Source organism: Kocuria marina, assembly GCF_000786655.1.
In the GTDB taxonomy this organism is placed as follows: Bacteria; Actinomycetota; Actinomycetes; order Actinomycetales; family Micrococcaceae; genus Kocuria; species Kocuria marina_A.
The window spans coordinates 30,672-44,716 of the sequence record NZ_JROM01000058.1; the positions used below are offsets into that span (position 1 = coordinate 30,672).

The 14,045-nt window shown below is 68.4% G+C and carries 11 protein-coding genes and 1 pseudogene; 6 read left to right on the forward strand and 6 right to left on the reverse strand.

Annotated features, from left to right (window positions below; all coding sequences use genetic code 11):
• Positions 1-98: 98 nt before the first annotated feature.
• From AS25_RS12695 to AS25_RS13945, 6 genes and pseudogenes are all read left to right on the forward strand, one after another.
• Positions 99-1,067 carry a LysR family transcriptional regulator gene (locus AS25_RS12695; protein ID WP_052160989.1) on the forward strand — a complete coding sequence of 323 codons (969 nt, stop codon included), beginning with the start codon at positions 99-101 and terminating at the stop codon, positions 1,065-1,067.
• 137 nt (positions 1,068-1,204) lie between these two features.
• Entirely contained in the window at positions 1,205-2,020 is an 816-nt protein-coding gene (locus AS25_RS12700; RefSeq protein WP_035965734.1) for a sulfurtransferase, read from the forward strand.
• Between the two features lie 94 nt (positions 2,021-2,114).
• Positions 2,115-2,792, forward strand: coding sequence for a hypothetical protein (locus tag AS25_RS12705; protein ID WP_052160990.1), 678 nt, complete (start codon positions 2,115-2,117; stop codon positions 2,790-2,792).
• A gap of 128 nt (positions 2,793-2,920) precedes the next feature.
• A pseudogene (locus tag AS25_RS12710) lies at positions 2,921-4,591 on the forward strand (AbgT family transporter).
• A 215-nt stretch (positions 4,592-4,806) separates the two neighbouring features.
• Positions 4,807-5,595: a hypothetical protein gene (locus AS25_RS12715; protein WP_216594124.1), complete on the forward strand. Its 789-nt coding sequence runs from the start codon at positions 4,807-4,809 to the stop codon at positions 5,593-5,595.
• A gap of 252 nt (positions 5,596-5,847) precedes the next feature.
• Positions 5,848-6,714: a hypothetical protein gene (locus AS25_RS13945; protein WP_052160991.1), complete on the forward strand. Its 867-nt coding sequence runs from the start codon at positions 5,848-5,850 to the stop codon at positions 6,712-6,714.
• A gap of 356 nt (positions 6,715-7,070) precedes the next feature.
• Here AS25_RS13945 and AS25_RS12725 read toward each other — a convergent pair whose 3' ends face one another.
• The 6 genes from AS25_RS12725 to AS25_RS12750 form a co-directional block, all read right to left on the reverse strand.
• Positions 7,071-7,778: an aldolase/citrate lyase family protein gene (locus AS25_RS12725; RefSeq protein WP_253270599.1), complete on the reverse strand. Its 708-nt coding sequence runs from the start codon at positions 7,776-7,778 to the stop codon at positions 7,071-7,073.
• A 110-nt stretch (positions 7,779-7,888) separates the two neighbouring features.
• Complete coding sequence (gene hpaH / locus AS25_RS12730; protein ID WP_035965614.1) at positions 7,889-8,674, reverse strand: 2-oxo-hept-4-ene-1,7-dioate hydratase; 786 nt, start codon at positions 8,672-8,674, stop codon at positions 7,889-7,891.
• Between the two features lie 103 nt (positions 8,675-8,777).
• The gene (gene hpaD / locus AS25_RS12735; protein ID WP_035965615.1) at positions 8,778-9,944 is read right to left on the reverse strand and encodes a 3,4-dihydroxyphenylacetate 2,3-dioxygenase; all 1,167 of its coding nucleotides are present in this window, start codon (positions 9,942-9,944) and stop codon (positions 8,778-8,780) included.
• Between the two features lie 49 nt (positions 9,945-9,993).
• Positions 9,994-11,529 carry a 5-carboxymethyl-2-hydroxymuconate semialdehyde dehydrogenase gene (gene hpaE / locus AS25_RS12740; RefSeq protein WP_035965616.1) on the reverse strand — a complete coding sequence of 512 codons (1,536 nt, stop codon included), beginning with the start codon at positions 11,527-11,529 and terminating at the stop codon, positions 9,994-9,996.
• 110 nt (positions 11,530-11,639) lie between these two features.
• On the reverse strand, positions 11,640-12,335 hold the full coding sequence (locus tag AS25_RS12745; protein ID WP_035965617.1) for a GntR family transcriptional regulator: 696 nt from the start codon (positions 12,333-12,335) through the stop codon (positions 11,640-11,642).
• A 28-nt stretch (positions 12,336-12,363) separates the two neighbouring features.
• Positions 12,364-13,890, reverse strand: coding sequence for a fumarylacetoacetate hydrolase family protein (locus AS25_RS12750; protein ID WP_035965619.1), 1,527 nt, complete (start codon positions 13,888-13,890; stop codon positions 12,364-12,366).
• Between the last annotated feature and the right edge of the window lie 155 nt (positions 13,891-14,045).

Below are 14,045 nucleotides of genomic sequence, written 5' to 3' on the forward strand. Positions count from 1 at the left end.
CCTGCCTTGACTGGACGATCCTGATGTCCTTCCAGTGTGGTGCACACCATATTCATAGATTCAAGACAATTTTTTCTAGGCAGACATAAGGAAACATTATGAATACGCGCCAGCTCACGTACTTCCTCGCGGTCGTGGACCACCAGGGCTTCACTGCCGCGTCCGCGGCCCTGCGGATCACGCAACCGGCTCTGAGCAACACCGTGAAGCAACTCGAGAAGGAATGCGGCGTGCCGCTGCTGCACCGCGGCGCACGCGGCACCCGGCCCACCGAGGCCGGCAAACAACTCGCCACGGACGCCCGGCGCATCCTGCACGACCTCGCGTCCACCACAGCGCGCATGCGGTCGATCGCCCAGGGCCGGCGGGGTCAGGTCACGCTGTCCGTGGCGCCGGCATTCGAGTGGTGGCACCTGCCCCACGCGCTGAACATCGTGGAGAACGCGGCCCCGGACATCGACATCGACCTGCGGGACCCCTCCCCGGACATCACCCTGCGCACGCTGCACGAGGGCGTGATCGATCTGGGGGTGGTCCTGACCTCGGACGTCTCCGCCCTGCGGCGGATCCACGGCGCGGATCTGAGCCTGGAACCCCTGCTGACCATGCCGCTCGTGGTGCTGTTGCCGCGCAGCATGGACACCCTGCCGCCCTACGTGTCCCTCGCAGATTTCGCGTCCGAGACGTGGCTCGTGCCCGCCCGCTACCCGGGACTGTCCGGGCTGCCGGAGTTACTGGCCAATGTGTGGCGCGAACGCCCCACGACCCGCCCGGCGGCCGTCACGGAGGTGTCCACGCTACAGACATGTGTCCCGCTCGTGGCGGCCGGGCGCGGGGTGGCGCTCGTGCCCGAGCAGGTGCGGGAGATCATGGGTGCCAAGTGCGTGATCCGGAAGGTGCGGGAGAGCGTGCCGCCACAGACCGCCGTCGTCGGCTGGCGCACGCAGCAATCGCTGTCCCCCGCCGTCCTGCGCGTCAAGGACGTCCTGCTGGACCCCGCCACGTGGGCGCGACCCGGGGACGCCGTGGGTCCGGATCCCGCGCTCGAGCAGGAACAGAGCTGGTGACCACCTCCTGCCATAACCGGCGCTTATCGGTCATCCCGCGTTCCTCGTGAAGGGACGCACGTACCGGGCCTAGGCTGGGAGACAGCACGCGGCGTCGTCGTCGGAGGACGTCGTCGCAGGAAGTGGAGGAGACGGTCATGGACCCGTTCGTGTCACCCGAATGGCTCGGCGAGCACCGCGAGGACGTGGTGCTCGCCGACGCCCGCATGTACCTGGACGGACGCAGCGCGGAGGCCGCCTACCTGCAGGGACACCTGCCCGGCGCGGTGTTCGTGGACGTGGCCACCGCGCTCGCGGCCCCGGCCTCCCCGGAGAAGGGTCGGCACCCGCTGCCCACCCCCGAGGATTTCGCCGCGGCGATGTCCCGGGCGGGCATCGGCGACGACACCACGGTGGTCGCGTACGACGACGCCGGCAACGTCATGGCCGCGCGCCTCATCTGGATGCTGCGCACCACGGGCCACCGCGCCGCGCTGCTCGACGGCGGCCTGTCTGCCGCAGGCTCCGGCGAGCTGGAACGACGCCGCACGGTCCTCCCCGAGGCACGTTTCACCCCGGTGCCGTGGCCGCCCGACGCGCTCGCGAGCATCGACGAGGCGGTCCACGGCCCGCTGGTCGTGGACGCGCGCGACCGCACACGGTTCGCGGGCAACACCCCCGATCCCGTGGATCCGCGCTCCGGCCACATCCCGGGTGCCGTGAACGTCCCGTGCCGTGAGCACCTGACCGAGCGACAGACCCTGCAACCGGTGGAGCAGTTGCGGGAGCGATTCGAGCGCGCGGGGGTCACGGACGCGCACCACATGATCTCCTATTGCGGCTCCGGTGTGACGGCGTGCCACAACCTCCTCGTGGCCGAGCACGCGGGACTCGGCACGGGACGGCTGTTCCCCGGGAGCTGGTCCCAGTACTCCCACACGGACCGCCCCGTGGAGACGTCCCCTCAGGGCTGAACCATCCATCACGGTACTTACGGTTTCCCCACCTCGGTGCCAAGATGGGAAGCACCACAGTGGTTAGCGCCACGGACAATACAGGAGGCACGTCATGACTCAGCAACCCGAGAACCCGGATCCCATCGCGTCCGCCGGTCAGATCGACGATCCCGACCAGCCCACCACAGTGCAGGGCCACGACGACTCCCGCGCCGGCCGCGACACCCAACCGGATGAGAGTTCCGCGGAAGGGGACCCCGACCAACCCGGCGCGGTCCGTCGCACCACCGTCGCCCCCGCGGGCACCACCGATTCGACCACTGTCGACGGCGCGGTGAACGCGACCGATCGCGGCGACGTCGTCGAGGAGCGCACCGTCCGTGACGACCGCGACGTCGTGCGTGATGACCACACCGCGGACGACGGCAAGCCGCCCAAGGCGTTGAAGGAGACCGGCTTCCCCAACGTGGGCGAGGGCACCGTGGACGAGCAGAGCGCCCGCGAGGTCGATTCGGAGGCGCTGGCCGGGACGCGGAAGTTCCAGCCCAGGTCCGGGGACCCCAACCCGAACATCTCTGCGAACCCCGCCGACCGCCCGGACGTGGACGGCGAGGTCTTCGACGAGGGCAACGCCCAGTACGAGCGCTCCGAGGAGATGCCGGACATCGAACCCGTACGGCATTCGCACATGGTCGAGGAGCGCGTCCAGGAGCAGGAACGCGACTACGACCTCGAGACCACCGAGGACGGCGAGCGCTACCTCACGCCCAAGGACCTGCCGAACAACTGACGGCGGTCCCGCATGCGCGCCCGGTCGAACACCCGTTCGACCGGGCGCTCGTGTTTGCGCGGCCTTGATAGTCTCGGGCTTTCCGGGCACCGCAGGTGCCGCGTCCCCGACCACGGAAGAACCGGGCCATGACCGACCCTTCGTCCACCGTGCACGCCGCGGCCGGCAGCTCGCCCGCCCTCGACCCGGGGCGGGACCCCGCGCCCGGCGGCCGACCGCCCTCGGGAACGTCCGGGCGCGACGGCGCACTGCTGCGGTTCCTGAACGGCGTCGAGTGGGTGGGCAACAAGTTGCCGCACCCGTTCTGGCTCTTCGTGATTCTCGCCGGTCTCGTGGCGGTGCTGTCCGCGGTACTCGCGACGGCCGGTGTCACCGCGCAGAACCCCGCGACCGGGGACGTGGAGACCGTTCACAACCTGCTGACGTCCGAGGGGCTGCAGGCCATGGTGGGCGACGCCGTGGAGAACTTCGCCTCCTTCCCGCCCCTGGGGGTGGTGATCACGGTTTTGCTGGGCGTGGCCGTCGCCGAACGCAGCGGGCTCATCAACACCGCGGTGAAACTCGTGGTCTCCCGCGTCTCGGCGGGATGGCTCACGTTCGTGCTCGCGCTCACGGGTGTCACCGGTTCCGTGGCCTCGGACGCGATCGTGGTGGTGCTGATCCCCCTGGGCGCGGCGGCGTTCAAGGCGGCCGGCCGCTCCGCCGTGCTGGGCGCGGTGATCGCGTTCGTCTCGTCCTCGGCCGGCTTCAACGCCTCGCTCGTGGTCAACCTGACCGATCCGCTGGTGGGCGGGATCACCTAGTCCGCGGCGCAGCTCGTGGATCCCGAGTACACGGTCTCCCCCATCGCCAACTACTTCTTCTCCGCGGCCTCCGCCGTGGTGCTCGCGCTCGTGATCACCCTGGTCTCGGAGACCGTCCTGACCCGGATGACCAAGAAGTACCACGCGGCGGAACGCTCCGAGGCGGAGGCCGCACGGGCGGCCGAGGCCGGCGACGGCGAGCACGCCGAGACCTTCACGGCCCAGACCCTGACGGTCACGTCCCGGCGGGAGACCACCGCCCTGTGGGCCGCCGTGGGAACGCTCGTCGCGGGCCTGGGCATCTACTTCACCCTGTTGTTCATCCCCGGCACACCGTTCCCCGGGGAGGACGGCACCCCCCTGACCTCGGTGCTGATCAGCAGTGTCGCGGTGCCCATCGGGCTGCTGTTCTTTGTGTGCGGTATCGCTTACGGGATCGTGGCCGGGACCATCGACAAGGCCTCGGACGTGCCGCCCATGATGGCCTCCGCGATCACCCAGGTGGCACCCCTAATCGTGCTGTTCTTCGCGGCCGCCCAGTTCATCGCGTGGTTCGACTGGTCCAAAATGGGCACCGTACTGGCCATCAAGACCGCCGGGGTGCTCGGCTCCGCCGGGGTCCCGCCCGTGGTGCTCTTCGCGGGCATGGTGGTGCTGATCTCCGTGATCAACCTGTTCATCACGTCCGGCTCCGCACAGTGGACCCTCACCGCACCCGTGCTGGTGCCCATGTTTATGTACTTGTCCATCCCCCCGGAGACCACGCAGATGCTGTTCCGCATCGGGGATTCCCCGTCCAACGTGCTCTCGCCGCTGAACCCGTTCTTCGCCATGACCCTGGGCTTCATCCAGCGCTGGTACCCCAAGGCGGGGATCGGCACGCTCATGTCCATGGTGCTGCCCCTCTCCCTGGCCATGCTCGTGGTGTGGTTCCTGTTCTTCCTGGCCTGGTGGGGTCTGGGCATCCCGCTCGGACCCGGCTCCCCCACGCGCTGACGCCGCAATGTTCATGGACACTTCGCTCGTTGTCCCCCAAAAGGAACAGTGTTGTCCCCTTAAGAGTTCGACGCCGCCATGAACCGCGTTCTCCCATGTCACCGCAGGTTTGCGCGAGGACGGAACTGCGTTCTATGAAAATGAAAAATCACGGGTTGATTAACAACGCGGATGTGGCATTGCAGCGACCCGGATAAGTTGTCAGTCTGTTTGCTATGGCGAAGACGACATCACCTCGGACATGGCTGACCACCCTTGCCCTGGTCGGGGCGTTCGCAGTGACCGGATGCGGGTCCAGCAACGATTCCGGCCCGGGCAACGACGCCGCCGGGGCCACCCAGGGGAGCACCCCGCAGGGCGGGGAGCAGACGAGCACCGACGCGAGCGGCACACAGCCCCAGTCCGGTGACTCGCCGTCCGGTGAGGCGCAGTCCGGCACTCCGCAAGCCGGGGCGAGTGCCACGCCGGATGCCGACCACAGCGCGGACGTCTACGAGCTCACGGAGACGTACACGGATCCGGCGAAATTGTTCACGGTGAAGTACCCCAAGTCCTGGAAGGTCCAGAAGGACAACGGGTACCTGGAGTTGACCAGCCCGGACGGGAAGGTCCAGGGCAAGGTGGCCTCCACCAAGGTCCGCCCCCCCAAGGGCGATTGGTTCACCCGCCCCACCCACCCCCTGATCGGGGAGGAAACCGGGTTGAGCAAGCAGGTGGGCACCCAGGTGTTCACGTACTCCACCTACGTCCCGGCCCCGCCGCGTAGTGAGCGCACCGACTCGATCCTGTGGGGGCTCACGGAGTCCGGTGGCCAGGGCATCGTGTCCCTCCCGGGCGGGGACAAACGGGACGAGCTGTGGGCGGAGTTCTACTACGCCCCCGTGAACGAGGGGAACCGACCCCTGTCCCAGAGCCAAGGGGTCAAGCTGGTCAATCAGATCAACGAGACGGACGAGGCCGGCACGGTGGACGCGATCCTCAAGTCCATCCGGGCCGTCCACTAGGGACGACCCGCCTGCAGTTCGTCGAGGCGGGGCAAAGAGCGCGGGGAGAGTGGCCGGTGCGGTCATTCCGGTGGGTTGCCGGGATGACCGCACTGATGTTTTTTCGCGGGGTGATCCGAGTGGGCACGCCGATCCCATCACTCGAGAACACCCGTGCGACAACGGCAAACACTTAGGTGAACTACACCACAAGTGCATCACACTTTCCGGTTCACTATTGCAAACCCTATGGCTCGGATCCACGCTGGAGCCATGACACACAACACAGCCCGCAACTGGGCCATCACCCTCGGTATCACGTCCGCCCTCGCCCTGACGGGGTGCACTGCCTCGAACGGCGCGGCCACCCCCACGAGCTCCGATACCACCACGCACAGCACCGCACCGCCGCAATCGGGCGGGACCGCGACGTCGACTGCGGGCTCCACCGCGCCGTCGGCGACGTCGCCCGCCGGGTCCGTCGCGCCGTCGGCGACACAGCCCGGGGACTCCGGAACGACCGCACCGTCCACGCCCTCCGCGCCGGATGCGAGTTCCGAGCCGGTCGGGGCGCCCGGCGCTACCACTGCACCGGCCGAGCCCGCGCCGGGCGGCCAGACAGGTGACACGATCGCCCTGACCGAGACCTACACCGCGCCGGACGGGGCCTTCAGCATGAAGTATCCCGCCTCGTGGACCGCGAAGACGGATCAGGGGTACTTGGAGCTCACGAGCCCCACGGGCCAGGCGATGGGTCGGATCGCCACCACGGACGTGCGACCGCTGCGCGAGGACTGGTTCACGTCCCCCCGCTACACGGTGCCCGGTGAGACCACACCGTTGTCCGAGGACATCGGCGCGCAGGTGAGCACGTACTCCGCGTACCTCCGCAGCGACAAGGGTCCGGGCGACGACACCGTGCTCTTCGGCCTCTCACAGGTCAACTCCTCCGGCCTGGTGAGCCTGGCGGGAGGCGAGACGGGTCGCGAGTTGTGGGTCGAGTTCTCCACCGGCCCGGTCAACACGACCGGGAGGTTCGTCACCGATGAGGAACTGGTCGACATCCTGAACACCACGGTCGCCACACACCCGGACGTCCCCGCCATTCAGGCGATGCTGCACAGCATCTCCATGGACTGACATGCGATTGGCCTGACACACAACATTCCAGGCACTGCGAAGCCCGGGAACACCACGTTCCCGGGCTTCGCGGTGCCTGAAACTTCTCCGGCGGGCTTCGGCGTGCCTCAAATGTTGGGGCTGTCCCTGAGGGGCGCCCGAATGGGTGCCGCGTGAATTCTTGGGCACGCGGAAGCCAGGATCGAAATTCTGGGCACCCTGGAGCCAGTATCCGGCGAGGGAGTGGCTTTGGAGTGCCTAGGAAATCGTGCCTGGCTTTAGCTGCCCCAGAAATCGCCGGTGGCTTCGGAGTGCCTCGAAGTGCGCGGATGGCCTGCCGGGCCCGAGAGCTGCGGCGCGACGCCGGCCCTCGGCGGCTACTTCCGGAACGCCTCCAGCAGGGCCTTGCTGCCGGCGGCGAGCAGAGCGACGTCGGCGCCCACGTTCACGAAGTCCGCGCCCGAAGCGAGGTAGTCCCGCGCCTGGTCCTGGGCGAACGCGTTGACGCCCACGAACTTGCCTGCGGCCTTCACCTCCGGGATCACGTGCTTCACGGCGGCCACGACGTCCGGGTGGGTCTGCTGACCGAGCAACCCCATGGACGCGGCGAGGTCCGACGGGCCGATGAACACACCGTCCACGCCGTCCACGGCGGCGATCGCGGCGGCGTTCTCCACGGCAGCAGCGGACTCCGCCTGAACGATCAGCGTGATGGTCTCGCGTGCCCGGGTCAGGTACCCAGGGATCCGGTTCCACCGGCCGGAGCGGGCCAGGGCGGAGCCGACGCCGCGCACACCCCCGGGCGGATAGGCCACCGCCCGAGCGGCGGCCTGCGCCTCTTCGACCGAGTCGACCATGGGCACCACGAGCGACTGGGCCCCGAGGTCCAGGTACTGCTTGATGAGCACCTCGCTGTTCTCGGGGACCCGCACGACCCCGAGCGTGGGGTAGGCGGCGATCGCGCGCAGCACGGACTGGATGGTCTCGAGCGACAGCGGCGAGTGCTCGCCGTCGATCAGCAGGTAGTCGAAACCGGTCCCGGCCAGGATCTCCGCGGCCGCGGGATCCCCGGAGGAGTGAAACATCCCGATCACGGGCTGCTCACCGGAGGCCAGCGGGAAGAGGTCCTTGAGGCTCGGCAGCACACCGGGCAGGTTGGGAGCGTCCTCCGCGCGGAACGCGTGGAGCAGATCGTTCACTCGAACCGACATGTGATGGCCCCCAGATCTCCGTAATCGGCGTGCACGGTGTCCCCGGGGTGGACCCACATGGGCTTGGTGAAGGAACCGGCCAGCACGATGCTCCCGGCGGGCAGGGTGTCGTCGTGCGCGGCCAGCTTGTTGCCCAGCCACGCCACACCGTTCGCGGGGTGGTTGAGCACGGCCGCGGCCACGCCGGTGTCCTCGAGGCTCTCGTTGCGGTACAGCAGCGCGGAGACCCACCGCAGGTCCACGGCGTCCGGGGCCACGGGGTTGCCGCCGTAGACCATTCCGCCCAGGGCCGCGTTGTCCGAGATGGTGTCCACGATCGTGCGGCCCTCCATCTCGATGCGCGAGCTCAGGATCTCCAGCGCCGGGACCACGTACTCGGTCGCGCGCAGGACGTCGAAGATGGTCACGTTCGGCCCGGTCAGCTCGTCCCGGAGCACGAAGGCGAGTTCCACCTCGATGCGCACGTTGGAGTACTGGTCGTGGCGGATCACGGAGCCGTTCTCGTACACCTGGTCCGCGAAGATCGCCCCGTAGTCCGGTTCGGTGATGCCCGTGGCCTCCTGCATGACCTTGGACGTCAGCCCGATCTTGCGCCCCACCAGCCGACGTCCGGCGGCCTCGCTGCGGCGGCGCCACTCGTTCTGCACCGCGTAGGAATCCTCCACGGTCATCTCCGGGTACTGCTGCGTGAGCCGCGGAATCATGGTGCGCTCGCGCTCGGCCGCGGCCAGATCGTCCGCGATCTTAGTGATGCGTTCCTTCTCCAGCATGGTGTCTCCCTCGCGTTGGTCGGGTATCACCGGCGACGACGCCGCTCGGGCGCCCCGCGCACGGAACGTCCCGGCGTCGTCGTCGGTGGTGGAAGCCGAATGGTCAGAGCTGGTGACCTAGCTTGTACTCGCCCTGCTTCCACTCGGGCATGGACTCCTCGCCCTCGGAGGGGCGGGTGTAGGAGAAGCCGTCCGCGCCGATGGTCGCGGCGAGCTCGGACTCCTCGGTGCGGGCCACGACCTCCTGCGGGTTGCCGTCCAGGTCCAGCACGAGGGAGGCGTCCGTGTACCAGGACGGGACCACGGGGGTGCCCCACCAGTCGCGGCGCTGGTTGTCGTGGACGTCCCACGTGACCACGGGGTTGTCCGGGTCACCCGTGTAGTAGTCCTGCGTGTAGATCTCCACGCGGTGCCCGTCCGGGTCGCGCAGGTAGAGGTAGAACGCGTTGGAGACACCGTGGCGGCCGGGGCCGCGCTCGATCATGTCCGAGCGGCGCAGCGCACCCAGCTTGTCGCAGATCGCCAGGATGTTGTGCTTCTCGTGGGTCGAGAACGCCACGTGGTGCATCCGGGGACCGTCGCCGCCGGTCATGGCGGTGTCGTGCACGGTGGGCTTGCGGCGCATCCACGCGGCGTAGACCGTGCCCTCCTCGTCCTGGATGTCCTCGGTCACGCGGAAGCCCAGGTCCTGCATGAACTTGGTCGCGCGGGGGACGTCCGGGGTGACCTGGTTGAAGTGGTCCAGGCGCACCAGGGCACCGGGGGTGTAGAGGTCGTAACGCCACGCGAGACGCTCCACGTGCTCCACGTCGTGGAAGAACTCGTACGGGAAGCCCAGCGGGTCCTCCACGCGCACGGAGTCACCGATGCCCTTGACGAAGCCGTCCTTCTTGCGCTCCACGCGGCAGCCGAGCTCCTGGTAGAACGCCTCGGCCTTGTCCAGGTCCTCCGGGGTGCGCACGCGGTAGGAGAACGCCGCCACGGCGGCCACCGGGCCCTGGCGCAGCACCAGGTTGTGGTGGATGAACTCCTCGAGCGAGCGCAGGTAGACGGTGTTCTCGTCCTCCTCGGTGACCGTGAGGCCGAGCACGTCCACGTAGAAGTCACGGGAACGCTTGAGGTCGGTGACCACGATCTCCATGTACGCGCAGCGCAGGATGTCCGGCGCGGGCACGGACGGGGTCTTGACGGGGTTGTCGGTGGTGATCGGAGCTTCCTGCGAAACGTAGAAGCCCGAGGACGTCATTGTCCGGTCAGCGGGATTCGTCATGATGTGTCCTTCTCGTGGGTGGTACCGGGTTGTAGGAGGAGGGGGACGCTCAGGCGTCCATCTTTTCGGCGGCGTCTTCCTGCTTGCCGAACACGGGGTTGTGCACCTCGCCCAGGTTGATGTGCACGGCCTGCTGGTCCGTGTAGAAATCGATCGAGCGGTAGCCGCCCTCGTGGCCCAGCCCGGAGGCCTTCACGCCGCCGAACGGGGTGCGCAGGTCACGCACGTTGTTGGAGTTGAGCCACACCATGCCCGCCTCCACGTTCTGCGCGAAGTTGTGGGCGCGCTTGAGGTCGCTCGTCCAGATGTAGGCGGCCAGGCCGTACTTGGTGTTGTTGGCCAGCTCGAGGGCCTCTTCCTCGGTGTCGAACGGGGTGATCGCCACGACCGGGCCGAAGATCTCCTCCTGGAAGATCCGGGCGTCCGGCTTGACGTCCACGAACACCGTGGGGGCCACGTAGTTACCGGTCTCGAAGCCCTCGGGGCGGCCGCCACCGGCCACCAGACGGGCCTCCTGCTTGCCGATCTCCACGTAGGACATGACCTTCTCGTAGTGCTCCGGGTGCACGAGCGCGCCCACCTCGGTGGACGGGTCCGAGGGCAGACCCACCTTCACGCGCTTGGCCTGGGCCGCGTAGCGCTCCACGAACTCGTCGTAGATCCCGCGCTGGACCAGGATGCGCGAACCCGCGGTGCAGCGCTCGCCGTTGAGGGAGAACACGCCGAAGATCGTGGCGTTGATTGCGCCCTCCAGATCGGCGTCGTCGAACACCACGGCCGGGGACTTGCCGCCCAGCTCCATGGACAGACCCTTGAGGAAGGGCGCGGCGTTGCCGAAGATGATCTGCCCGGTGCGGGACTCGCCCGTGAACGAGATCAGCGGGACGTCCGGGTGCTTCACGAGCGAGTCACCGGCGTAGCCCTCCTCGCCGTACCCGTTGACCAGGTTGAACACACCGGCCGGGACGCCGGCCTCCTCGAAGATGCCCGGCCACAGGGACGCGGACAGGGGCGTGAACTCGGCCGGCTTGAGCACCACGGTGTTACCCGTGGCCAGGGCCGGACCCAGCTTCCAGGACTCGAGCATGAACGGGGTGTTCCACGGGGTGATCAACCCGGCCACACCGATCGGCTTGCGGTTGACGTAGTTCACCTGGCGGCCGGGAACCTTGTAGGCGTCGTCGATCTGGGCGACGATCAGGTCCGCGAAGAAGCGGAAGTTCTCCGCGGCGCGGCGCGCCTGACCCAGGGCCTGGGTGATGGGCAGACCGGAATCGTAGGACTCCATGGCGGCGAGTTGGTCACCGCGGGACTCCACGATGTCCGCGATCTTGTGCAGCACCCGCGAGCGCTCGCGGGGCAACATCTTGGGCCACGGGCCCTCGTCGAACGCCTTCTTGGCCGCGGCCACGGCGGCCTCGATGTCCGCCTTCTTGCCGGAGGCGGCCTTGATGTAGGGCTCGTTGGTCACGGGGTTGAGCACGTCGAACGTGTCCCCGTCCACGGAATCCACCCATTCGCCGTTGATGTAGTGGCGGATGGACTCGGGAAGGTTCTCGGGCTTGGTGTCCTGCAGAGCTGCCATGGGATGACTCCTCCAGTCGATGACTTCTGACGGGTTGCTTCTGATTGCGTGTTCTTGATGGACCGGGCGCGCCCGGCCGGTGGCCCGATCGGTACGGGTGGGTCGGTGGTTCACGAGCTCCGGCGCTGCGGCTCCTCGTGGGTGTCGGCGCGGCTGCTGAGGTAGCTGCGCAGGGTCGCGGAACGGTGCTGGCGCACGGCGCGCTCCACGGCGTCGGCCGGGGCGCGGGTCTCGATGAGGTGCAGGATGTGGTAGTGCTCGTTGACCGAGGCGCGCGCACGTTCTGGGATGAACGAGAACGTGGAGGTGCGCAGGTGGTTGAGCCGTTCCCACTCGACCATCACGAGGTCGTTGAGACGTTCGTTGGGGCACCGGCAAGCGAGCACCCGGTGGAACTCGTGGTTGGTCTCGGTGAACGCCTGCGGGTCGAAGTTCTTCAGGGACGCCTCCAGGGAGACGTTGAGCTGGCGGGCGTGTGCGAGGTCCGCAGCGGTCATGTGCTCGGCGGACAGCGCGGTGGCCGCGCCCTCCAGCAGACCGAGGGTCTCCATGCTGTAGCGGTACTGCTCGCCGTTGACCATGGAAACCCGCGCACCCACGTTGCGTTCGAACGTCACGAGGCCCTCCGCCTCGAGCCTCCGGATGGCCTCGCGTACGGGCACCACGGACATGTCCAGGGTCTCCGCGATGCTCGCGAGCACCAGGCGGTAGCCCGGTGAGAAGGCCTGGGTCATGATCTGGCTCTTGATCCAGTCGTAGGCGCGCTGTGCCTTGCTGGGGGCCCCGGTGGCCGTGGTGGTGGTCATGGATTCCTCGGTTCGATGGGGGTCTCGGTCAGTCGTCGGAGGCGGGGTGTTCCGCCAACCACTGCTGGAACTCTTCCTTCCACTGCCCCGTGGGCGGGAAGAGTCCCTTGACGGGGTTGCCCTCCGCCACGCGCTCGGCCACCCAGCCGTCCTCGTGCTCCTTGGCCAGGGCGGCGTCCACGACGTCCTCGGCGAGCTCGCGCGGGATCACGATCACGCCGTCGTCGTCGCCCACGATCACGTCACCGGGCAGCACGGTCGCGTTGCCGCACGCCACGGCCACGTCCTGGTCCCACGGGACGTGCCGGCGGCCCAGCACCGCGGGGTGCGCGGTCTGCGCGAAGACGGGCAGCCCGATCTCGGCGACGGCCGCGTAGTCGCGCACACCGCCGTCGCTGACCACACCGGCCGCGCCGTTGAACTTGGCGCGCAGCGCGAGGATGTCACCGAGCGTCCCGGAACCGGCGGCGCCGCGGGCCTCGATCACGATCACCTCACCCGGCCCGACGGTGTCGAAGACCTGCTTCTGCACGTTGTACCCGCCGCCGTGGGACCTGAAGAGGTCCTCGCGGTTGGGCACGAAGCGCAGGGTCTTGGCCGTGCCGACCATCGTGGTGCCGGGCGTCTGCGGGTACACGCCCTCGATCACCACGTTGTTGAGCCCGCGCTTGCGCAGCTCGGCGGACAGCCCGGCCGTGGGCGCCTTCGCGAGCTTGGCGCGCAGCGCGTCGGGCAGCGCCTTGGCGTCCGCCTCCGGCAACCCGGCGGCCTCGCGGGAACCCCACGCCTCCTCGCGCTGCTTGTCGTCCACGGCGGGCATGGCGCCCAGCCCCTCGTCGAAGCTCTCATCACCCTCGGTCACGTGGCTGATCAGGCGGCCCGACGACGGCGCTCCCGCCACCTCCGGCGCGTCCACCTCGATCTCCACGACGTCCCCGGGCTGAGCGACCGAGGAACCGGCGGGGGTGCCCGTGAGGATCACGTCCCCCTCCTCCAGCGTCAGGTGCTGGGAGAGGTCCGCCACGAACTGGGCGAGCGGGAAGATCATGTTCTCCGCCGCGGTGGTGTCCTCCTGGACCAGCTCACCGTTGCGCCACGTGCGCACGCGCAGCTGCTCCGGGGAGATCTTACGGGCGTCGATCAGGGCGGGACCCAGCGAGGTGTAGCCGTCGCGGCCCTTGTTGCGCAGGTTGGAGCCCTTGTCCGCGGCGCGCAGGTCGTAGAGGCCCCAGTCGTTGGCGGCGGTCACGGAGGCCACGTGGGACCACGCGTCCTCGAGGGAGACGTTCTTCGCGGGCGTCCCGATCACCAGGGCGATCTCGCCCTCGAACGCGAGCAGCTCGGTGCCGGCGGGGCGTTCCACCGCGGTGCCCGAACCACCCAGCGAGCTCGCGGGCTTGAGGAAGTAGGACGGGACGGCGGGCTTGCGACCGCGCTGCGCCGCACGGGACTCGTAGGCCACGTGCACCGCGATGATCTTGCCCGGGTGCACGGGAACCGGCTGTCCAGGGGCTCCGGATGAAGCCTGCTGAGCGTTCTGGGGGTTCTCGGTCACGGCGACCGCCTCCTCGTCATCGTCAGAATGTTATTTGAAATCGTATATTATTTGTGTATTCTGAGCAAGTGGCGCGGACCACACCATCTTCCCCCGGGACACCCGGGCGGCGCACCCATCCCAGAGAACCGGACTCGCCGGACGAAGGAGTCACG

Coding starts and splice junctions, on each gene's coding strand:
- AS25_RS12695 (WP_052160989.1), top strand. CDS start 99: ATGAATACGCGCCAGCTCACGTACTTCCTCGCGGTCGTGGACCACCAG.
- AS25_RS12700 (WP_035965734.1), top strand. CDS start 1,205: ATGGACCCGTTCGTGTCACCCGAATGGCTCGGCGAGCACCGCGAGGAC.
- AS25_RS12705 (WP_052160990.1), top strand. CDS start 2,115: ATGACTCAGCAACCCGAGAACCCGGATCCCATCGCGTCCGCCGGTCAG.
- AS25_RS12715 (WP_216594124.1), top strand. CDS start 4,807: ATGGCGAAGACGACATCACCTCGGACATGGCTGACCACCCTTGCCCTG.
- AS25_RS13945 (WP_052160991.1), top strand. CDS start 5,848: ATGACACACAACACAGCCCGCAACTGGGCCATCACCCTCGGTATCACG.
- AS25_RS12725 (WP_253270599.1), bottom strand. CDS start 7,778: ATGTTTCACTCCTCCGGGGATCCCGCGGCCGCGGAGATCCTGGCCGGG.
- hpaH (WP_035965614.1), bottom strand. CDS start 8,674: ATGCTGGAGAAGGAACGCATCACTAAGATCGCGGACGATCTGGCCGCG.
- hpaD (WP_035965615.1), bottom strand. CDS start 9,944: ATGACGAATCCCGCTGACCGGACAATGACGTCCTCGGGCTTCTACGTT.
- hpaE (WP_035965616.1), bottom strand. CDS start 11,529: ATGGCAGCTCTGCAGGACACCAAGCCCGAGAACCTTCCCGAGTCCATC.
- AS25_RS12745 (WP_035965617.1), bottom strand. CDS start 12,335: ATGACCACCACCACGGCCACCGGGGCCCCCAGCAAGGCACAGCGCGCC.